Here is a 19,104-nt window from a genome sequence, read left to right as displayed (position 1 = left end):
TGACGCAGCTGTCAGAAATCGTCTCGCCGACCTACGATGCGAGCCGCATGGACTTCGACCTGTCGCCCGACCAGACCGCCCTGCGAGACGCGGCCAGCGAGTTGCTCGCGGGCGAGTGTTCGTCGCAGCGGGTCCGCGCCGCCGGTGGTTTCGATGCCGAGTTGTGGACCGCAATGGTCGAGCAGGGTTGGACCGGGATCGCCGTCCCCGAGTCCTTCGGCGGAGTCGGCCTCGGCACCGTCGAGGCGGCCGTGTTGCTCGAGCAGGCCGGCGCGCACGTTGCGCCGGTTCCGCTCACCCAGCAGTTGGTCGCCCTCGCCGTCCTCGCCGACAGCGACTGGGGGTCCCCGCTGCTGGCCGGCGAGTCGATCGCCGCCGTCGCCCGTACCTCGCTCGAGCGACACGCCGACGGCACGGTGTCGGGTCGTCCCGAACCGGTGATCTACGGCGCGCGGGCCGAGGTGCTCGTGGCGCCCGCCGGCAGTGATTCCGCGGAGCAGGCCTTGGTGGCCGTCGATCTGCGCGGGATCGAACGACACGCCGAACCGGCGATGGATCTCACCCGCGAGCTCGCATGGATCGATCTCGATCACGCCCCGGCGGTGACCGTCGGCGGCCCCGCCGAGGTGGCGGCGCACCTCGACCGGGGCGCCGTGTTCCACGCGGCGGAGATGCTCGGTGGCGCCGAGGCGGTCATGCACCTGGCCGTCGACTACGCGAAGGAACGCGAGCAGTTCGGACGCCCGATCGGCAGCTTCCAGGCCGTGAAGCACCGCTGCGCCGACATGCTGGTCGACGTGGAAGGCATGCGGTCCGCCGTCTACCACGCGGCCTGGGCGCTCGGCGCGGGCGACCCCGATGCCCCGGTGGCGGCGGCCACTGCCAAGGTCTGGTGCAGCGATGCCGGGGTCCGGGTGGCCGAGTCGGCCCTGCAGGTCCACGGTGGCATCGGCTTCACGTGGGAGTCCGATGTCCACCTCTACCTGAAGCGGGCGCAGCTCGACTCGGTGGCGTTCGGCGACGCCCGCCACCATCGGGCCCGGCTGGGTGCGTTGCTCGCCGCACGCATGGAGAGTGGCGGCTCCGTCCTCGGGTGAACCACACTTGTCGTACCCGACAGGAGGTCGCCCATGTCGATCGATCACCGGACCCGACTCCGCAAGGACGTGCGGGACCTGACGTGTGACGAGGTCTTCGACGAGGTGATCGCCACCGCACTCGCGACGCACGGCGACCTCGCCGGTCGTGGTGCGACCTACAAGGACGCGCCGTCGCTCGGGTTCCAGGTCGACGGCCGCGGGTTGACGCTCGGCGTGCGCGATGGGGTCATGCAGGCGTCGTCCGGTGTCGATGACGCTGGTGTCGTCGCCGAGCTGTCGGCTGATGCGCTGTCGGATCTCGTGCAGGACACCCAGTCGACGATGGGTCTCGCGATGACGTCTCGGGTCCGGCTCACCGCAGGGAACATCAACGAGTGGATCGGCTGGGAACCGATCCTGCGGGCGCTGTTCGACGGCCGCAGGGTCCACGAGACCGGCGACGTCACGTTCGTGGATCTCGACGGCGGCGAGCTCGATCTCGACCGCACGTTCACCATCGACGACGACCACGAGGAGATGGCCCACTTCCTGAGCGAAGCGGGGTTCCTCCACATCCGCAACGTGTTCGACGACGACGAGATGTCGAGGGTCGCCGACGACATCGACCACTGGATCGCTCGCGCCACTCCCGACGACGGCGAGTCGTGGTGGGCGACCGACGAGGACGGGCTCGATCAGGCGGTCCGGGTCCTCTTCTTCTACGAGAAGTCCGCCGCGCTGCGCGAGGTGGTCGAGAGCGACCGCTACCAGTGGCTCGCAGGGCTCACGGGCGACGGACACCAGCACAAGGGTGGCGCCGAAGGACTCGTGAAGCCGCTCGGCATCGTCAAGGGCCTGTCCGACCTGCCGTGGCACAAGGACTGCGGCCAGGGGCAGCACTCCTACATCTGCAACTCCATGACCTGCGGTATTTCGGTCACCGGTGCCGACCGGGTCAGCGGGGCGCTGGGTGTCATCCCGGGATCGCATCGGGCCAACACGATGGCCACGGGGCGCGACCCGCTGCTGGACCTTCCGGCCCGCATGCTCGAGACGGAGACCGGCGATGTCACCGTGCACTGCAGCGACACGCTGCACCGGGCTCATCCGCCGGTCGAGCGACCGCGCAAGGTCGTCTACTCCGGCTTCGGGCTGGCCCCGCTGCCGGGCGACGTGGTCAAGCCCGACCCCCGCTACAGCCGCGAGGCCCGCGCCGAGCTCACGAACGTGCAGGACCGCATCTCGGCGGCCGACAACCCCGAAGCCGCCGACCGCTACACCCCCGGCCGCGGCCGCTAAGAAAGTACCCGAGGGTCAGACACCCATACCTTCTGCGAACTCGAAGCACTGCACCTCGACCATCATCGGGAGCAGGTAGCCGACGTAGAAGTTGTGGAGCTTCAGCACGCCGTGGTCCTCGACCTCGTAGTCGATGATGTCGACCCGGTCGTCGTGGGCCGCGTAGGCCCTGGCCCGGTCGAGAACGGTGTGGAGTTGGTCGAGCGTGTCGACGGCGAGGCCGAAATGGTCGAGGCGGGGCGCCGTCATCGGTTCGTCGTCGGCGATGAGGAAGACGAACTGATCGTAGGAGTGAACGCCCATCACCAGGCGCTTGCGGTCCTCGGTCATCGTCGGGTGCTCGACCCACCCGAACACCTCGGCGTAGAACGCGGTGATGTCGGCCCGCCCCTGCTCGTCGAGGGCGTCGGCCGGCATGCTCATCGCCACGTGGTTGAAGCGGGTCGGTCCACTGAAATCGCTCATGGTCGTACGAGTGCCTTTCCGGGGATCTCTCCCGCCCGCAGACGATGCATCGTGGGGAGGAGTTCGTCCAGTGAGACGGCGTCGTCGGCGATCAACTCGTGGACCGGCAACGATCCCGATCCGAGCAGACTCAGGGCCGCCTCGAATCCGTTGTCGTCGTAGTTGAACGCGCCGGTGATACGGAGTTCGTTGAGGATGACGCGGTTGGTGTCGAGCTTCGGGTAGTCGAGGCCGGTGCCCACCAGCACGAGGGTGCCACCGGGGGTGAGCTGGGTCAGTCCCGTCTCGGCGGCGACGCGAGCGCCGGATGTCTCGAACACGACATCGACGGCATCGCGCGCCGGTTCGCCGGGGTGCGCGGTGACCTCGAGCTCATCGGCGGCCTTCGGGCGGGCGCCCAGCCGTTCGGCCAGCGCGGCCCGGGCCGCCCCGGGTTCGACCGCCGTCGTCGTGATCCCGCGGGCCGAGAGGAGCGCGATCAGTGCGGCGCCGATGGGCCCGGCCCCCATCACGAGGGCGGTCTGTTCGTCCGTGATCTCCGACAGCGTTACTGCGTGCATCGCCACGGCGAGGGGCTCGGTGTAGGCGGCGGTGATCGCGTCGATGCCCGACGGAACCGCGATCAGTCGTTCGGCACCGACGCCGACGAACTCGGCGAACGCACCGCGGTCGATCGCCACGCCGGCTTCGGGTCGAGCCCGGCAGAGGCTCGGCCGCCCGGCTCGGCACGTGACGCAGACGCCGCATGACGGCGACGGCAGGCCGACGACCAGCGTTCCCTCGGCGAAGCCCGTGCCGCCGGGATCGACGATCCGACCCGACCACTCGTGGCCGAAGACCGATCCCGGAGTGCCCCAGCCGTCGAGCACCATGTGGAGATCGGTGCCGCAGATGCCGCAGTACTCGACGGCGACGACGGCGCGCTCGGCGGAGTCCGGGCGTGGCACATCGACGACCTCCAGTTCACCGCGTCGACGGTAGACCGCGGCTTTCATGGTGGGGGCGGGGCCCGACATGGCGTCCAGCTTTGCCGCGCCCGACCCGTCAGGCGAATTCGCCGTCCTCGTGGGGCTTCGCCGGCGGCGAACCCGTCTGAGTCAGCAACTCCTTCAGCGCGGCACGATCGATCTTGCCGGATGCGAGCACCGGCATCTCGTCGACGAGCTCGATGCGTTCGGGGGTGATGAAGCGGGCTGCGCCGCGTTCGACGAACCAGGCGCGGCAGGCGTCGATGTCCAAGCCGTCGGGAGCCACCACGAATGCGGCGACGCGCTCTCCCAACCGGTCGTCGGGCTCGCCCAGAGCGACCGCCTGACGAACGGCCGGATGGGCCTCGAGGTGGTGCTCGACCTCGGTCGCGGAGATGTTCTCGCCGCCGCGGATGATGCGATCGCCGAGTCGGCCGGTGATGGTCAGCCAACCGTCTTCGATCGTCGCGAGATCGCCGGTGCGGAACCAGCCGTCGACGAAGTACTCCGCTGTGCGTTCGCGATCGAGGTAGCCGCGGGCGAGTTCCGGGCCTCGCAGCCACAGCTCGCCGGTTTCGTCGACACGGATCTCCGACCCGCCGAAGGGGCGCCCGTCGGTCGACACCATGCGTTCGGGAGGATCGTCGTAGCGGCTGGTGGTGATGGTCGGCGCCTCGGTCGAGCCGTAGGCGCGCTTGACGACGACACCGAGCTCGGCGCGGGCCCGTGCGGCGAAGGCGGGGCTGACGCCGGCGCCGCCGCACGAGACCAGTCGCAGCGAATCGACCCGCTCGGTGGCGAACTCGGGATGGTCCATCAGGCCGAGGAAGAAGGTGGGTGGACCGACCATCCAGGTCACCCGTTCCCGCTCGATCAGGTCGAGTGCTCGGCCCGGGTCCCACTTCGACATCAGCACGGTCTTCGCGCCGATGGCACCGGGCACGAGCACCCCGTGCAGGAGGCCCGACACGTGGGCGAGTGGTGCCGGCATCAACACCACGTCGTCGGCGGTGAAGCCGTGCACCTCGATGGACTCGGCCGTCTTGTAGGCGAGGGATCCATGGGTGTGGACCACACCTTTGGGCACTCCGGTGCTGCCCGACGTGAACATCACGAGCGCATCGTCGTCGTCGGCGACATCGACCGGCGGCGATGACCCTCCGGTCAGCTCCGCCACGGTGGTGGTGCCCGGAAACTCGGCGAGCGGCATCATCGGGTCGGCGAGGAGCAGCGCCGGCCGTGACTGGCCGAGCGCGTGGGTGAGTTGTGCGGCACCGGCGAGCGGATGCAGGGCGACGGGGACGACGCCGATGGACCAGCACGCCCGGTAGACGACGACCGCGCCGAGTCCCGTCGGGAGCTGGAAGGCGACATGGTCGCCGTGTCCGATTCCCCGGGCATCGAGTGCACCGGCCAACGAGGACGCCATTGCGGCGAGCTCGCCCGTCGACACGTGGGTGTCGTCGTGCACGATCAGATCGTCCCTATGGGGAGCGGCGTCGAACAGCGCGGTGAGTGGCACGGTGCTCAGCCGCGCCGGCGCGCGTAGCGCCAGAGGTGTTCGAGCGCCTGCACGGCTTCGTCGCCCGCGCTGTGGCAGTAGCGCCCTGTCGCTCGTACCGCCGTCGGTCCCGCGTTCTCGGGATTCGTGAGCGCGAGCTCGGTGAACGTGATGACCGGCTTGCCGCTGTGGTCGCTCGCGGTGGCGGCGGCTTCGGCGAACCGGGTGTCCTGGCGTTCGTGGTACTCGACGATGCGGTCGAGGCCATGGTCCGGATAGAAGCGCCCGGCGCGTTCCATCGCCCCGGTGTTGGACTGGATGCCGAGGCCGAGATAGATCACCGCGTCGACCTCGGGGTGGGCGGCGATGATCGGCAACAGCTCGGGGATGGTGTCGCGGGTTTCGCCCCCGGCGAGATCGATCGGATTGCGGCGACTCCATCGCGGCGGGACCCGAGCGTCGACCTCGGCCTCGAGATCGGCGGGCAGGTCGATGAGGTCGAGTTCGCTGGCCTCGACAGCGTCGCCGGTGATGACACACCAGCCGCCGGCCGTGCCGAAGACGATCGTGCGGGGGCCGCGGGGCAGTGGCTGGGTCGCGAACGTCGCCGCCGTCCGGTAGGCCTCGGCGATCGAGTCGACCACGGTGACCCCGGCCTCGGCGAGGGCGTGGTCGGTGTCGTCACGTCCGGCTGTCGAGCCCGTGTGGGCGGCGACGGCAGCGACCCCCGACACCGACCGTCCTCCTCGCATCACCACGACCGGCATCTGTGCGGCGACCGCGCCGAGGCGTTCGACCGTGTCGTCGGCGACGTGTTCGAGATAGGCCAGACCGACCGTGGTCTCCGGGTCGGTGGCGAACCACTCCATGAAGTCGGCCACGCCCACCTGGGCGCCGTTGCCGACCGACACGGCCCGGCTGATACCGACCCCGGCCTGGCGCGCGAAGTTGCCGAACGTCGACACCATTCCGCCCGACTGACTGGCGATGCCGATGGTCCCCCGGGGCGGCATCGGCGCGACGATCTGGGCGCACATGTTCACCGGTGTCGAGATGACGCCCTGGCCATTCGGACCGGCGAACAGGATGCCCAGGCTGTCGGCGAGCTCGGCCAACTCGTCCTGATGGCTGCGTCCGTTCTCGTCGATCTCGCCGTAGCCGGCCGACGCGCAGAATGCCGCGGTGATACCCCGGTCCGCGGCTTGACGCAGGACGTCGGCGGTCGCCTTTGCCGGCACGCCGAGGAAGACCAGATCGAGATCTGCATCGGGTATCTCGTCGAGCGACGCGTAGGTCTGCTCGCCGAGCACGTCCTCGCCGGTCAGGTTCGTGCCGTAGAGTGCCCCTTCGTAGCCGGCGGCGCGCAGGTTGTGGTAGGCCACGAACCCGAACTTGCCGGGATGGGTGGCCGCGCCGGCGACAACGATGCCGCGGGGCTCGAAGAGCGCTCGGAATCGTTCGGCCGGTTGCCGAATCGTCATCGTTCCCCCTGCCACACCGGTGTCAGACACCGGTGTGACGGCTGTAGCGGGTGTCTGACACCGGTGTGGCGGGTGGGCATGGACTAGTCGATCGCGTGGCGTTCGTGGAGCTTGCGGGCGATCACCATCTTCTGGATCTCGCTCGTGCCCTCGCCGATGATCATCAGCGGCGAGTCGCGGAAGTACCGCTCGACGTCGTACTCCTGCGTGTAGCCGTTACCCCCGTGGATGCGCAGGGCGTCGGTGCAGATCTCGAAACACGCTTCCGAGGCGAACAGCTTGGCCATGCCCGCTTCGAGATCGATGCGCTCGCCGCGGTCGTAGCGGTGCGCGGCGTCGTAGGTCATCAGGCGGGCCGCCTGGAGTTTGGTGGCCATCTCGGCGAGCTTGAACTGGATTGCCTGGTGCTCGAAGATCGGCTTGCCGAAGGTCTCGCGTTCCTGGGCGTATTTCATCGCTGCGTTGAAGGCGGCCTGGCCGACGCCGACTGCTCGCGCCGCGATGTTGATGCGGCCGAGCTCGAGCGCCGACAGGGCGTAGCGCAGGCCGTTGCCCATACCGTCGGCGCCGCCGAGGATGTTGGCGGCGGGGACCCGGTGGTCGACATAGGACATCTCGACCGTCTCGAGGCCCTTGTAGCCGAGCTTGTGGATCTTTTTCGACGTGCGGAGGCCCTCGAACTGGTCGCCCGGCTCCTTTTCGACGATGAAGCAGGTGACACGATCATCGGGGGTGCGGGCGAGGAGCATCACGATGTGGGCGCGGACGCCGTTGGTCACCCACATCTTGGTGCCGTTGATGATCCACTCGTCGCCGTCCTGGGTCGCCTTGCAGCGCAGGGCGCCGGCATCGGATCCGGAGTCGGGTTCGCTCAGCGAGAACGCGGCCCGGTAGCTGCCGTCGACCATCCGGGGCAGGTAGGTCTGCTTCTGCTCCTCGGTGCCGTAGCGGCCGATCATCGTGGCGGCGATCTTGTGGGTGTTGAGGATGCCCGACAGCGACATCCAGCCACGGCTGAGCTCCTCGATGATGCGCGCATAGGTCGTGACGTCGAGGCCGAGCCCGCCGTACTCCTCGGGGACCGTCGCCCCGAACAGGCCGAACTCGCACATCTGGTCGAACATCGCCTGGGGGAACTCGTCGGCGTGTTCGAGCTCGCTCGCGTTGGGGATGACCTCCTTGTCGACCCACTTCGCGATCGTTTCGATCATCTGATCGGCGATGTCCTGGTCCTGCGTGCTCATTCGGGTCGGTCTCCTGTGAAGACGATCTCTCGGCGCTGGAATCGCCAGCGTCCGTTCTGGTTGACGATCCTGTCGTGGTAGCGGCCGGATTGACCGACAGCGCCCTGCTTCGACACCCACGCGAAGTCGGTGGTGGCGGTCGCGTCGGCGGCCGACTCGATCTCTATCCACGGCTCGCTGATCATGTGCTTGCCGCGGGCGTCGGCCTGCTGGCTCGGCTCGATGAAGCCGCGGACCTCGGCGTGACCGTGCTTGTGCATGCCCATCACGACGAACTCGATGTCGTCGGTGAACAGCTCGATCCACTCGTCGAAGCGGCCGTCGTCGAGGAGCTGGCAGTACTTCGCCAGCAGCTTTCGGATCTCCGATTCCTCACCATTCACGACCGAACTCCTCTCGGTGGGCATGTTCCCTCACGGGCTCGCGACGCGACGAGCCGAGCGACCGGGCCGGGTGGCCGATCGGGATGACGGCCACCGGTACGACGGTGGCCGGCAGGTGCAGGATCTCGCCCAGCTCGTCGGCGAGGATGGTCCCGATCGTCGTCAGGGCGCTGCCGAGACCGTGCGCGGTCGCCGCGATCATCAGGTTCTGGGTGGCGGGCCAGATCGAACTGTCGACCAGCTTCAGGTCCCACCGTGCCGTGTCGGTGCACACCACGATCGACACGGGTGCTCCGGCGAAGCCACCCTTCACGCCGCGCTCCACGTCGTCGCGCATGGCGTCGCTCACTTTGCCGTCGGTCGCGGCCTTGGCGCCCATGTCCCAGAGCCGCGACGCGAGTTCCCAGATCGCGGCTCGTCGGTCGGGGTCGCGGACGACGACGAACTCCCACGGCTGGGAGTTCTGCGCGCTGGGCGCCCGGGTGGCGAGCTCGAGGATGTCGGTGATCACGTCGTCCGCGACCGGTTCGTCGGTGAAGGACCGGTGCGCGCGTTGGCGACGGAGCACGGTTCGGACGGCATCCAGGTCGGACATGACACGGACGTTAGAACAGTCGCCCGTCGGACGTCGCCCTGATCGGTCAGACCGGCAGGGCGTCGCGGCAGCAGGTGTCGAGGTCGGCGGGTTCCGCGTTCTTTACGGCGGGCATCGGCGGGTCGATACTGTCGGGCATGGTCGAATGCGTCGCGCCCGATACCTCGCACATCGACCACTTCCGCTCCCACGGCTTCGCCGTGATCCCCGACGTGCTCTCGGCCGCCGAGGTCGAGGCCGCCCGTTCGGCGCTGGTCGACGCGGCCGCAGCATCGGAGGCCGCGGGGATGCCGGTGCGCCTGGAGGCGCTCGATCCGGGTGGGAGGAACATCCGGGTCTACGACCTGGTGGCCCACGCGAAGGTGTTCGCCGACCTCGCCGAGCATCCTGCGGTACTGCCGACGGTCGAAGCGCTGCTCGGCGCCGATGTGATCCTGTCGAACTTCACGGCGAACACCGCCCTGCCCGGAAGCGGCTCGATGAACGCCCACTGCGACCAGTCGACCGTCATGCCCGAGCCCTGGACCGAGACCTGGGCGATGAACGCCATCTGGTGCCTGCACGACATCGACGAGGAGAACGGGGCGACCCGGTACCTGCCGGGCTCACACGAGTTCACCTCGTTCGCCGAGGTGCCCGACGACCCGAAGGTCGGGATGGAGTCGTTCACCGCCACTGCGGGGTCGGTCATCTTGCTGCACGGCCGCTTGTGGCACACCTCCGGAGAGAACCGTTCGGCGGATCGTGACCGGGCGCTGCTCTTCGCGTTCTACACGACGGGCTTCCTGCGGCCGCAGACCAACTGGTGGCGGTCGCTCTCCGACGATGTCGTTGCGCAGCTCTCCCCGCGGATGCGGGCCCTGTGCGGCCTCGACTTCGGCAACCTCGCCCATGGCGACTACCTGGCCGACTGGAACCGCTGATGGACCTGACCCTCGCGGCGGCCGACGCCGCCTTCGCCGAGGAAGTCCGGGACTGGCTGGCCGCCAACATGCATCGACCGGGTCGCTTCGCCTCGATCGAGGAGGAAGTGGCGTGGGGCCGGCGGTGGCAGGCGAAGATGGCCGCTTCCCGGATGGTCGCGATCTATTGGCCCCGATCGGTCGGCGGGCGAGGCGCGAGCCCGGTGGAGGTCGCGCTCTACAACATGGAGTACGCCCGCGCCGGTGCGCCCCAGCCGGTCAACCGGGTCGGCATCAATCTCGCCGGACCGACCCTGCTGGCATGCGGCACGGCCGAACAGCAGGCCCGCTGGCTGCCGTCGATTCTCGACGCCAGCGAGATCTGGTGTCAGCTCTTCTCCGAGCCCGATGCCGGGTCCGACCTCGCCTCGCTCCGCACGAGTGCGGAGCAAGCCGACGGCGGCTGGCTCGTCACCGGACAGAAGGTGTGGACGTCCTACGCCCAGTTCTCGAAATGGGGTATCGCACTCGTGCGGACCGACCCCGACGCGAAGAAGCATGCCGGCATCTCCTACATGGTGATCGACATGGAGTCGCCCGGCATCGAGATCCGCCCGCTTCACCAGATCACCGACGAGTCCGAGTTCAACGAGGTCTTCCTCGACGACGTGTTCGTGCCCGACGATCAGATCGTGGGCGAGCTCCACAACGGCTGGATGGTGGCCAACACGACGCTCGCTCACGAACGGGGCACGAACTTCCCCTTCAAGGAGCAGGTCGTGCACGAGGTGTACCTCGACGAACTGGCGCGGCTGGCCGCCCAGCGGGGCGTGCTCGATGATCCGCTGATCGCCGACGACCTGGCCGATGCGTTCGTCCAACTCCGGCTCCTTCGCCTGCAGAACTGGCGGACCCTGTCGGCGCTCGGTCGTGGCGAGGAGCCCGGGCCCGAGTCGTCGGTCGTGAAGCTCACCTGGAGCGACATGACCCAGCACCTCTCGGCGCTGGCGCTGTCGATCCTGGGCGACGAGGCGCCGCTGTGGCCGCCACCGAGTGGCGAGTCGGCTGCCGGGACCTGGCAGCGTCAGTGGCTGTGGTCGAAGTCGGCGTCGATCGCCGGTGGCACGAGCGAGGTGCAGCGCACCATCATCGGCGAGCGCATGCTGGGGCTGCCGAGAGGGTGAGCCCTCGAGCCGTTGGCCACCGGCGTCGATCAGCTCGCGACGGCACCCGAGTCCGGGTCGATCATGAGCGATGAGACGTCGACGGCCTCGAACGCCGAGCCGGGGACGTCGCCGAGATCACGGAGCGCGTCGTTGTCCCATCGCTCGTCGGGCGATCCCGACAGGTACCAGGCCGATCCGTTGTCGGCCAGGATCATCCCGTAGTCACGCAGGGCGGTGAGGATCACCAGTGATGGGCCGGAGAAGCCGCTGAGGTCGAAGTCGGCGCGGAGCCGAAATCGCTGTCCCATGGGCGGAAGGTGGGCGCCGGGTGATCCGGCGTGGTGGCGCGCCGGCCAGACGTGGACGTTCTGGGTCGCCGGTGCGGTGAACCGCAGGGCATGGTCGATCACGCCGCTCTCGACCTCGTCGTAGGTCACCAGGCCGGGAAGGATGGGCAGGCCCGCGGCATCGGCCGATGTCCACCCGTCGGGGCGGAGGTCATTGCTGCGAAGGTCGTGGACTGCGCCGGATTGTGCCCGCCAGACCCCGGCACCGGGTTGCGCGGCGAAGAGTTCGTAGAGCACGCAGTCCGATGTGTCGATGGCGAGGACGTGGCGGTCGCCGGAGGTCGCGGCGGGCCCGCCCTCGCGCGGCGCGTCGAGCGGAATCGGATACGGCCCCGGGTCGGACTCGCTCCCGTAGGCGGTGAACTGGACGGGCACCAGCGGTTCGCCGCCGTCGACCTCGACGAACGGAATGCCGATCGGGGCGCCCGAGCCGGGCGGCCACTCTCCGGCACCGAAGTCGGCGTGCATCGTTCGCGTCGCCCCGATCGTGTCGACCCATTGCGACGACCTCGACGCGACGGGGAGGTCGTCGATCTTCGTGTTCCAGATGTTGTCGGCCGGGAGGACGCCGCATTCCTCGCGCGGCGGTGGGACGAGTTCGTCGAGGTGCAGGGCGCGCATGAGGAAGGTGGCCATTTCGGCGCGGGTGACGGGGCGGTGGGGGCTGTAGGTGGTGGGGCTGGTGCCGGTGGTGATGCCGGCGTGGCGGAGGCGTTCGATGTCGTCTCGGAAGGTGCCGGTGGTGTCGGTGAAGCCTGATGGTTGGGTGGCGGGTGGGAGGTGGAGGGCGCGGTTGAGGAAGGCGGCCATTTGGCCGCGGGTGACGGGTTCGTCGGGGCAGTAGCGGGTGGGGGCGCAGCCGGTGGTGATGCCTTCGGCGCGGATGGCTTCGATGGCGCCTTCGTGGATGTTGGTGTCGTCGTCGGTGAAGCCGGAGGGGGTGGTGGCGGGTGGGAGGTGGAGGGCGCGGTTGAGGAAGGCGGCCATTTGGCCGCGGGTGACGGGTTCGTCGGGGCAGTAGCGGGTGGGGGCGCAGCCGGTGGTGATGCCTTCGGCGCGGATGGCTTCGATGGCGCCTTCGTGGATGTTGGTGTCGTCGTCGGTGAAGTGGCCGCCGGGGGGTGGGGTGTCGGCGGCGGCTGAGGGGCCGACCGCGGTCAGCGACGCGGCCGACAGGCTGGCTACCAGCAGGCAGAGAAGGGGACGACGCGACAGCCTCACCCCGGTTTCTTCGGCGCGAGGGGACGCGACCTCAAGGCGTGTTTCAGTCGCTGCCGAACCGCGCGATCAGCGAATCCTGGAGGGCCCGTCGGTCGATCTTGCCGCTGTCGAGCCACGGCAGCTCGTCGGGCGACGCGTAGGTCGCGATGTGACGCGGCACCTTGTAGCTCGACATCTCCTGCTTGAGGCGGGCCTGGATGTCGGCGGGGTCGGCCGAGTGGCCGGGTCGGAAGACGATCGCCGCCGCGACGTCCTCCCCCCGCTCTGCGTGGGGGACGCCCATCACGAAGGCGTGCATGACCTCGGGCTGTTCTTCGATGACGAGCTCGACCTCGCGCGGGGTGATGTTCATCCCCGACGATTTGATCTGGTCGCCCATCCGCCCCTTGAAATAGAGGTGGCCGTCGGCGTCGAGATACCCGGCGTCGCCGGTTCGGAACCAGCCGTCTTTGGTGAAGACCTCACTGCGGCTCTTCTTCAGGTGGCCGAGCATCAGCGAGTAGCCCTTGATCCAGATCTCGCCCATCTCGCCCGGCGGCTGGTTCTTCCCGGAGATCGGATCGACGATCCGGTGCTCGACCCCCGGGACCGAGCGGCCGAACGAGCCGCGCTTGTCACGTGGGAGTTCGCTGCCGATCATCTCGATCGAGTGGGGTCCGAGCGATTCGGTCATGCCCAGTGAGTTGGCTCGCAGTTCGGGATCGCCGACCCGCAGATGCGGGGGAAGGAGCGCATCGAGCGACCCGCCCCGGACCGACGAGAGGTCGCGGTCGGGGAACGACGGATGCTCCGTGAGCGCCTTCGCCATGTGGGGCCAGCCGATGACGTGGGTGACGCGTTCCCGCTCGATCAGGTCGAGGGTGGCTCCCGGTTCGAACTGCTCTTCGAAGACCACCGTGGCGCCGGCGTGCATGCAGCTCAGGAGGGTGTAGGTGAGCCCGCCGACCCAGAAGAGGGGCATGGGGGTGTAGCAGACGTCGCCGGGTTCGAGGTCGCGGAAGGGAAGCAGGTTGTACGGGTGGCGGATCACGCCGCCGTGGGAGTGGATGACCCCCTTCGGCTCGGCCGTGCTTCCCGACGTGTAGATCACGAGCATCGCGTCGTGGGGCCGGACGCTCGCCTCGGCCTCGAAGAGCCTGGCGTCGGTCACGGCATCGGCTCTGACGAGCAGGTCGTCGACCGAGCCGGCCCACGAAGGGATGTCGTCGCCCCACATCCACACGGTGCGCAGTGCGGGATGGCTCTCGACGCGGATCGCGCCCGGCGCCTGGTCGGCGAGGCCGGGGGCGATCGATTCGAGTCGTTCGGCGTAGTCGTGGCCGAGATGGTGGTCGACCGTGAACAGCACCTGCACTTCGCTGTGGGCCAGGACCCACGTCAGCTCGCGAGGCTTGTAGTACGTGTTGAGGAGCGGCACGACCGCGCCGATGCGGGTAGCGGCGAGCCATGCGACGATCCAATCGGGACCGTTGGGTGCGAGCAGGCCGACGTGTGTGCCGGCCTTGACCCCCGAGGCCAGCAAGGCCTTGGCGAGCGCCGCTGACCGGGCGTCGGCGTCGGCGAAGGTCAGCCGCCGCTCGCCGAGAACGGCGAGGTCTCGGTCGCCCCACTCGCGGGCGACATGACGGATGAACTCTCCGGCAGTGGCCCGGTAGTCGGGCTCTTGGTACGCGCGGCCGTCGTTCATCGCCCCGCTAATTCGAGATCCGGTAGCGCACCGGAAGGCGCTTCGGCCCGACCACGAAGCTGGAGGCGACATAGTCGGGGTCGCCGGCGGCTTCCATCCACTCCATACGGGTGGCGAGTTGTTCGAGCAGCGCCGCGATCGATGCCCGGGCGAGGTGGGCGCCGAGGCAGTAGTGCTCGGCCCAGCCGAACCCGAGATGGCGATTGGGGCTGCGCCCGATGTCGAACCGATCCGGGTCGTCGAACACCTCGGCATCGCGGTTGGCCGACGCGTAGAAGAGGGCGAACATGTCGCCCTTCTTGATCTCGTGGCCGTCGTAGATCAGATCACGCGTGGCCGTGCGCTTCATGTAGTTCACCGGCGCAGCGAAGCGGACGACCTCCTCGACGGCGGACTTCATGAGGCCCGGGTCGTCCTTGAGCCGTTGCAGCTCTCCCGGGTTGTCGAGGAAGGCCTGGAAGGCGCCGGTCAGGGAGTGGCGGGTGGTGTCGTGGCCGGCGTTGAACACGATCAGGTAGTAGCCGAGCGTCTCCATGTCGCCGAGGGGCTCGCCGTTCTCGAGGGTGGCTGTGGCCAACATCGTCGCGAGGTCGTCGCGGGGGTTGGCCCGGCGGTCCTGGATGATGGTGTTGAACATCGTGAAGAAGTCCATGAACAACGCGAGGTTGGCCTCGTGGCGGGTCTCGCCCTCGCGCTGGAGTTCGGGATCGTCGCCGCCGAACAGCTGGGCGGTGAGTTCGAGCAGCTGCTGTTCCTGTTCGGGCTCGATACCGAGGATGGTGGACAGCACCCGCAGCGGGTGCTGTTGGGTGATCATCTCGACGAAGTCCGCTTCACCCTCGGTGCCGAGGGAATCGATGACCGCTCGCGCCGACTGGGTGACGATCTCGTCGAGCCGCTCGATGCCTCGTGGGGTGAAGTAGCCGCTCGCGACCTTGCGGAAGATCCGGTGGTCGGGCGGGTCCATCTCGATGATCGTCTTCATGACCATCGGGATCTCGGGGTTGTCGCGCCGGTAGGCCTGCTCCTCGGTCAGCAGCACGATTCCCTTGCCGTTGCAGAAGTCGTCAGGGCGGCTCGAGATCTCGGTGATGTCGGCGTGGCGAGTCACTGCCCAGAAGGGCTCGTAACCCTCCGGTTCGAAGTACGTCAGCGGTTGGCTGCGGAGGCTGCGCCATTGTTCGTGGGGCGGCCCCGCCTCGCCGTAGTGGGCAGACGAAATGAGATCGAGTCCGTCGATGGCCATGGGAAACCCTAGGTCGCGCGCGCCCCCGCGCGCCCGTTGACGAGCCGGTCGCCGGGGTCGGGTTCAGATCCGTGCAAGCCGATGCTCACCCGACGGATACGAGACCGAAACGACCGGTTCGTAACCTGCGTCCGATGCATATCGGTCGGAAGACGGCAGCCGCGGCGTACGAGTGCGCAACGATCCGCGGATGACGTGACCGCGAGAGACGCCATCGCGCGGTTCCGGGTCGCCTACGAGGCGCTCGACGACGCGGCCGTCTTCACCGCCGTGGCGTCGCCCGACCGTCTGGAGTCGTTGGCCCGCGTGATCGACGACCGTCCGCCCGCGATGGTGCCACTGCGCGGTCGGGTCTTCGCGGTGAAGGACAACATCGACGTCGTCGGTCTCGCCACCACCGCCGCCTGTCCGAGCTTCTCCTACGAACCGGCCGCGTCGGCATCGGTCGTCCAGCAGCTGGTCAGGGCGGGCGCGATCCCCGTCGGCAAGACCAACATGGACCAGTTCGCCAGCGGCCTCGTCGGGACCCGCTCGCCCTTCGGAACGCCTCGCAACCCGATCGATCCGACGCGCATACCCGGCGGCTCGAGCTCGGGCTCGGCGGTCGCGGTCGCCCTCGGCCTGGTGGACTTCGCCCTCGGGACCGACACGGCCGGGTCGGGCCGCGTGCCGGCGGCGATGTGCGGCATCGTCGGCGTCAAACCCACGCTCGGGCGGATCTCGTGTCGCGGAGTCGTCCCGACCGTCCGCAGCGCCGACGCGGTGTCGGTGTTCGCTCGCGAGGTGTGGCTCGCCCAGGAGGTCGTCAGCCACTGTTCGGCGTTCGATCCGGCCGACCCCTACGCCCGTCGCTCTCCCGACCGGCGTCCGTTCGTGCCGGGCTTCCCCCGCATCGGGGTGGTCGGCGAGGCCGAGCTGGTCGAACTCGGGTGCACCCCCGACATCGTTGCCGCCTATCTCGCGACCATCGACGGGTTGGCCGACGGCGGCGCTCGCATCCTGCCCGTCGACATCGAACCCTTCTTCGCGCTCGGCGACCTCCTCTACGGCGGACCGTGGGTGGCCGAACGCCTCGCAGCGGTCGGCGACGTTCTCGCCCGGGGCGCGAGCGATCTCGACCCGACGGTCGCGTCGTTCATCGCCGGCGGAGCGAAGTTCGATGCCGTCGACGCGTACCGGGGCGCCTACCGCCGCATGGAGCTCGTCCGCCGTATCGCCGATCAGTTCGTCGTGATGGACGCCCTGCTCGTGCCCACCGTGCCCGTCGCGCCGAGCCTCGCGGACGTCGAACGTGACCCCGAAGCGGTCGACTCGGCGCTCGGGCGCTTCACGACCTTCGCGAACCTCGCCGATCTCTGCGCCGTGTCGATCCCGGTGCAGTTCGACGGCGAGATCCGTGCCGGGGTCGGGGTGACGCTGTCGGCGCCTGCGTGGCACGACGCCGTGGTCGCGTCGATCGCCGAGAACATCCGCGGAGTGGCCCGCCCGGTCGGCCCCGTCGATGACGGGCTCGTCGAGCTCGTGGTCGCCGGAGCTCACATGCGCGGGGAGCCGCTGGAGGGTCAGCTCGCCGGGCTCGGCGCGGTGTGGGATCGGACCACCAGCACGGCCCCCACCTACAAGCTCTGGGCCCTGGCCGACAGCGACCCGCCGAAGCCGGCGCTGGTCCACGATGCCGGCGGGTCCTCGATCGAGGTCGACGTCTGGCGATTGGATCCGACCGCCCTCGGCCGGTTCCTGCAGATGGTGCCCGCACCGCTCGCGCTCGGAACCGTGACGCTGGCCGACGGGTCGGAGGTGACGGGCTTCGTCGCCGAGCCGCGGGCGCTCGACGGGGCACTCGACATCACGCCGCTCGGCGGCTGGCGGGCCTACGACGACCGCGCCCCGACCGGGGTCAGATGACCTCGAGCAGGTTGTCCTCGAAGGTCCAGTCGTGTGGCTGGTCGGCGAGGCCGGCGTCGCGCCACCAGCGGTAGGTGTCGTCGACCATCGACGCGAACGTGTGCACCGGCTCCCAGCCCACATCGGTCCGCAGACGGTCGATCGAAAAGACGGTCGACCGGTTCCAGTGGTGGATGTTGGGCGCCAGGTGTTGCACGAGCTGGCTCAGTTGGAACCGTTGGCGTCCGGTCGACCGGTTGACCGCCGGGTTGCCGCCGCCCCGGGACCGGACCGCGAGACTCATCCCGCCCTGGTCGCCGAGATCGACGAGGATGTCGCCCAGCCAGAGCGCGTCCATCCGGTCGGCAGGGATGTGGCGGATGTCGGGGGCATCGGCCCCGACGGCCGCGGCGATCACGTCGACATAGCCGTTGCGGGTGACGTACTCCCGGCCGGTCAGGTTGTAGCGCCGACCGAAGGTGACCTCCTTGCCCATGATCTGTTCGAGGGCACGGGCCTGATCGTCGACGTGGCCGAGCTGCAGCAGGGTCGTGCCGTCGCCCGGGACGAGGATCGGTCGGCCCTCGACGAGGCGGCGGAACATCGCCTGTTCACGTGCGGCGATCATGTTGTGGGGACCGAACACCATCGAGAACGGCACGCTCGTGGCCGGGAATCCGTGGTCGGCGTGGGCGGCCCACAGCCGGTCCTCGCACAGCAGCTTGTGGAGGCCGTATTCGTTCTGGGCGTCGGTGCGGTCGTCGGGATGGGTCTCGGTGATCGGGAGGAGGTCGGTGGCCGCATACGTGACGGTCGAGCTCGCGAAGACGTAGTGCCCCACCCGGTCGCGAAAGAGCTCGATCATGAGCTCGACCTCGTCGGGGTGGTAGGCGGTGACGTCCTGGATGACGTCCCATTCGGTGCCCTCGAGGACGGCGCGGACCGAATCGGGATCGCTGCGGTCGGCGACGAGGCGGTGGACCGAGTCGGGGATGTCGGCCTCGCTCCTGCCCCGGTTGAGCACGGTGACGTCGTGGCCCCGGCGGACCAGTTCGTGGACCAGTGCGAGCCCGTTGAAGTTGGTGCCGCCCATGACGAGAACCTTCATGAGCGGCACCGTAGCGTGCATGGATGGACTTCTCGATCAGAGAGCCCACCGTTTCCGACGCCGCCTCGATGGCACGGGTTCACGTGCGATCCTGGCAGGCGGCGTACGCCGGAATCGTGGACCAGGCGACGCTCGACGGCCTCGATGTTGCCGAGCGCACCGCCACGTGGACGGCACGGCTCTCGGTTCCCGGAGATGGTCCTCGACTCGTTGCGGAGGTCGACCGCGAGATCGTCGGGTTCCTCGTCGGAGTCCGTCGCTCGCCCGACACCGCGGACGCCGCCGAGGTGTTGGCGATCTACCTCGATCCGGGCGCATGGCGACGAGGCGTCGGCTCCGCGCTCCTCGACGCCGGCGTGGATCGGTTGCGAGTCGAGGAGACTGCGCCGATCGTCCTCTGGGTACTCGAGGGCAACGAGCGGGCTCGCAGGTTCTACGAAGCGCGAGGGTGGCGGCTCGATGGCGGCCGCAGGGATGAACGCATCGGCGACGAACGCCTCTCTGATCTCCGCTACCGACTGGACTGAG

The 19,104-nt window shown here is 69.0% G+C and carries 17 protein-coding genes; 6 read left to right on the top strand and 11 right to left on the bottom strand.

Going from position 1 to position 19,104, the window contains the following annotated elements; genetic code table 11:
• Window positions 1-47: 47 nt before the first annotated feature.
• Window positions 48-1,097, top strand: coding sequence for an acyl-CoA dehydrogenase family protein (locus tag R2707_11640; protein ID MEZ5245744.1), 1,050 nt, complete (start codon window positions 48-50; stop codon window positions 1,095-1,097).
• Between the two features lie 33 nt (window positions 1,098-1,130).
• Window positions 1,131-2,378, top strand: a complete 1,248-nt coding sequence (locus R2707_11635) for a phytanoyl-CoA dioxygenase family protein (protein ID MEZ5245743.1) — start codon at window positions 1,131-1,133, stop codon at window positions 2,376-2,378.
• A 15-nt stretch (window positions 2,379-2,393) separates the two neighbouring features.
• On the opposite strand, the gene R2707_11630 is transcribed toward R2707_11635, so the two are convergent.
• The 7 genes from R2707_11630 to R2707_11600 form a co-directional block, all read right to left on the bottom strand.
• Window positions 2,394-2,843, bottom strand: a complete 450-nt coding sequence (locus tag R2707_11630; protein MEZ5245742.1) for a hypothetical protein — start codon at window positions 2,841-2,843, stop codon at window positions 2,394-2,396.
• On the bottom strand, window positions 2,840-3,859 hold the full coding sequence (locus R2707_11625; GenBank protein MEZ5245741.1) for an alcohol dehydrogenase catalytic domain-containing protein: 1,020 nt from the start codon (window positions 3,857-3,859) through the stop codon (window positions 2,840-2,842). Before R2707_11625 ends, R2707_11630 begins: the two co-directional genes overlap by 4 nt.
• Before the next feature lie 28 nt (window positions 3,860-3,887).
• On the bottom strand, window positions 3,888-5,333 hold the full coding sequence (locus R2707_11620; GenBank protein MEZ5245740.1) for an AMP-binding protein: 1,446 nt from the start codon (window positions 5,331-5,333) through the stop codon (window positions 3,888-3,890).
• Window positions 5,334-5,338: 5 nt separating this feature from the next.
• A complete protein-coding gene (locus tag R2707_11615) occupies window positions 5,339-6,793 on the bottom strand; it encodes a CoA-binding protein (protein MEZ5245739.1) in 1,455 nt (484 codons plus the stop codon).
• Window positions 6,794-6,876: 83 nt separating this feature from the next.
• On the bottom strand, window positions 6,877-8,037 hold the full coding sequence (locus tag R2707_11610) for an acyl-CoA dehydrogenase family protein (GenBank protein MEZ5245738.1): 1,161 nt from the start codon (window positions 8,035-8,037) through the stop codon (window positions 6,877-6,879).
• Entirely contained in the window at window positions 8,034-8,420 is a 387-nt protein-coding gene (locus tag R2707_11605; protein ID MEZ5245737.1) for a nuclear transport factor 2 family protein, read from the bottom strand. Before R2707_11605 ends, R2707_11610 begins: the two co-directional genes overlap by 4 nt.
• Window positions 8,410-9,015 carry a nitroreductase family protein gene (locus R2707_11600; GenBank protein MEZ5245736.1) on the bottom strand — a complete coding sequence of 202 codons (606 nt, stop codon included), beginning with the start codon at window positions 9,013-9,015 and terminating at the stop codon, window positions 8,410-8,412. Before R2707_11600 ends, R2707_11605 begins: the two co-directional genes overlap by 11 nt.
• A 137-nt stretch (window positions 9,016-9,152) precedes the next feature.
• Between R2707_11600 and R2707_11595 the strand changes: the two genes are divergently transcribed.
• Both R2707_11595 and R2707_11590 read left to right on the top strand, forming a co-directional pair.
• Window positions 9,153-9,938, top strand: a complete 786-nt coding sequence (locus tag R2707_11595) for a phytanoyl-CoA dioxygenase family protein (protein MEZ5245735.1) — start codon at window positions 9,153-9,155, stop codon at window positions 9,936-9,938.
• Window positions 9,938-11,101, top strand: a complete 1,164-nt coding sequence (locus tag R2707_11590) for an acyl-CoA dehydrogenase family protein (GenBank protein MEZ5245734.1) — start codon at window positions 9,938-9,940, stop codon at window positions 11,099-11,101. The genes R2707_11595 and R2707_11590 overlap by 1 nt, the downstream gene beginning before the upstream one ends.
• A gap of 29 nt (window positions 11,102-11,130) precedes the next feature.
• Here the strand turns inward: R2707_11590 and R2707_11585 are convergent, their stop codons facing one another.
• Genes R2707_11585 through R2707_11575 form a run of 3 tightly spaced genes read right to left on the bottom strand, consistent with a single transcriptional unit; the run spans window position 11,131 to window position 15,584 of the window.
• Complete coding sequence (locus R2707_11585) at window positions 11,131-12,651, bottom strand: S-layer homology domain-containing protein (GenBank protein MEZ5245733.1); 1,521 nt, start codon at window positions 12,649-12,651, stop codon at window positions 11,131-11,133.
• 43 nt (window positions 12,652-12,694) lie between these two features.
• Entirely contained in the window at window positions 12,695-14,338 is a 1,644-nt protein-coding gene (locus tag R2707_11580; protein MEZ5245732.1) for a class I adenylate-forming enzyme family protein, read from the bottom strand.
• 7 nt (window positions 14,339-14,345) lie between these two features.
• Entirely contained in the window at window positions 14,346-15,584 is a 1,239-nt protein-coding gene (locus tag R2707_11575; GenBank protein ID MEZ5245731.1) for a cytochrome P450, read from the bottom strand.
• A gap of 81 nt (window positions 15,585-15,665) precedes the next feature.
• Here R2707_11575 and atzF point away from each other — a divergent pair, with 81 nt between their 5' ends.
• On the top strand, window positions 15,666-17,489 hold the full coding sequence (gene atzF / locus R2707_11570; protein MEZ5245730.1) for an allophanate hydrolase: 1,824 nt from the start codon (window positions 15,666-15,668) through the stop codon (window positions 17,487-17,489).
• Here the strand turns inward: atzF and R2707_11565 are convergent.
• The gene (locus R2707_11565; protein MEZ5245729.1) at window positions 17,482-18,576 is read right to left on the bottom strand and encodes an NAD-dependent epimerase/dehydratase family protein; all 1,095 of its coding nucleotides are present in this window, start codon (window positions 18,574-18,576) and stop codon (window positions 17,482-17,484) included. The genes atzF and R2707_11565 overlap by 8 nt on opposite strands.
• Window positions 18,577-18,599: 23 nt before the next feature.
• Here R2707_11565 and R2707_11560 point away from each other — a divergent pair, with 23 nt between their 5' ends.
• On the top strand, window positions 18,600-19,103 hold the full coding sequence (locus R2707_11560; GenBank protein ID MEZ5245728.1) for a GNAT family N-acetyltransferase: 504 nt from the start codon (window positions 18,600-18,602) through the stop codon (window positions 19,101-19,103).
• The last annotated feature ends 1 nt before the right edge of the window (window position 19,104 follow it).

Source organism: Acidimicrobiales bacterium (assembly GCA_041394245.1).
Classification (GTDB): domain Bacteria; phylum Actinomycetota; class Acidimicrobiia; order Acidimicrobiales; family Aldehydirespiratoraceae; genus JAJRXC01.
This window is presented reverse-complemented; position numbering and strand designations above follow the sequence as displayed.

Coding starts and splice junctions, on each gene's coding strand:
- R2707_11580 (MEZ5245732.1), bottom strand. CDS start 14,338: ATGAACGACGGCCGCGCGTACCAAGAGCCCGACTACCGGGCCACTGCC.
- R2707_11615 (MEZ5245739.1), bottom strand. CDS start 6,793: ATGACGATTCGGCAACCGGCCGAACGATTCCGAGCGCTCTTCGAGCCC.
- R2707_11595 (MEZ5245735.1), top strand. CDS start 9,153: ATGGTCGAATGCGTCGCGCCCGATACCTCGCACATCGACCACTTCCGC.
- R2707_11575 (MEZ5245731.1), bottom strand. CDS start 15,584: ATGGCCATCGACGGACTCGATCTCATTTCGTCTGCCCACTACGGCGAG.
- R2707_11640 (MEZ5245744.1), top strand. CDS start 48: ATGGACTTCGACCTGTCGCCCGACCAGACCGCCCTGCGAGACGCGGCC.
- R2707_11590 (MEZ5245734.1), top strand. CDS start 9,938: ATGGACCTGACCCTCGCGGCGGCCGACGCCGCCTTCGCCGAGGAAGTC.
- R2707_11635 (MEZ5245743.1), top strand. CDS start 1,131: ATGTCGATCGATCACCGGACCCGACTCCGCAAGGACGTGCGGGACCTG.
- R2707_11610 (MEZ5245738.1), bottom strand. CDS start 8,037: ATGAGCACGCAGGACCAGGACATCGCCGATCAGATGATCGAAACGATC.
- R2707_11600 (MEZ5245736.1), bottom strand. CDS start 9,015: ATGTCCGACCTGGATGCCGTCCGAACCGTGCTCCGTCGCCAACGCGCG.
- R2707_11560 (MEZ5245728.1), top strand. CDS start 18,600: ATGGACTTCTCGATCAGAGAGCCCACCGTTTCCGACGCCGCCTCGATG.
- R2707_11630 (MEZ5245742.1), bottom strand. CDS start 2,843: ATGAGCGATTTCAGTGGACCGACCCGCTTCAACCACGTGGCGATGAGC.
- R2707_11625 (MEZ5245741.1), bottom strand. CDS start 3,859: ATGTCGGGCCCCGCCCCCACCATGAAAGCCGCGGTCTACCGTCGACGC.
- R2707_11565 (MEZ5245729.1), bottom strand. CDS start 18,576: ATGAAGGTTCTCGTCATGGGCGGCACCAACTTCAACGGGCTCGCACTG.
- atzF (MEZ5245730.1), top strand. CDS start 15,666: ATGCTCACCCGACGGATACGAGACCGAAACGACCGGTTCGTAACCTGC.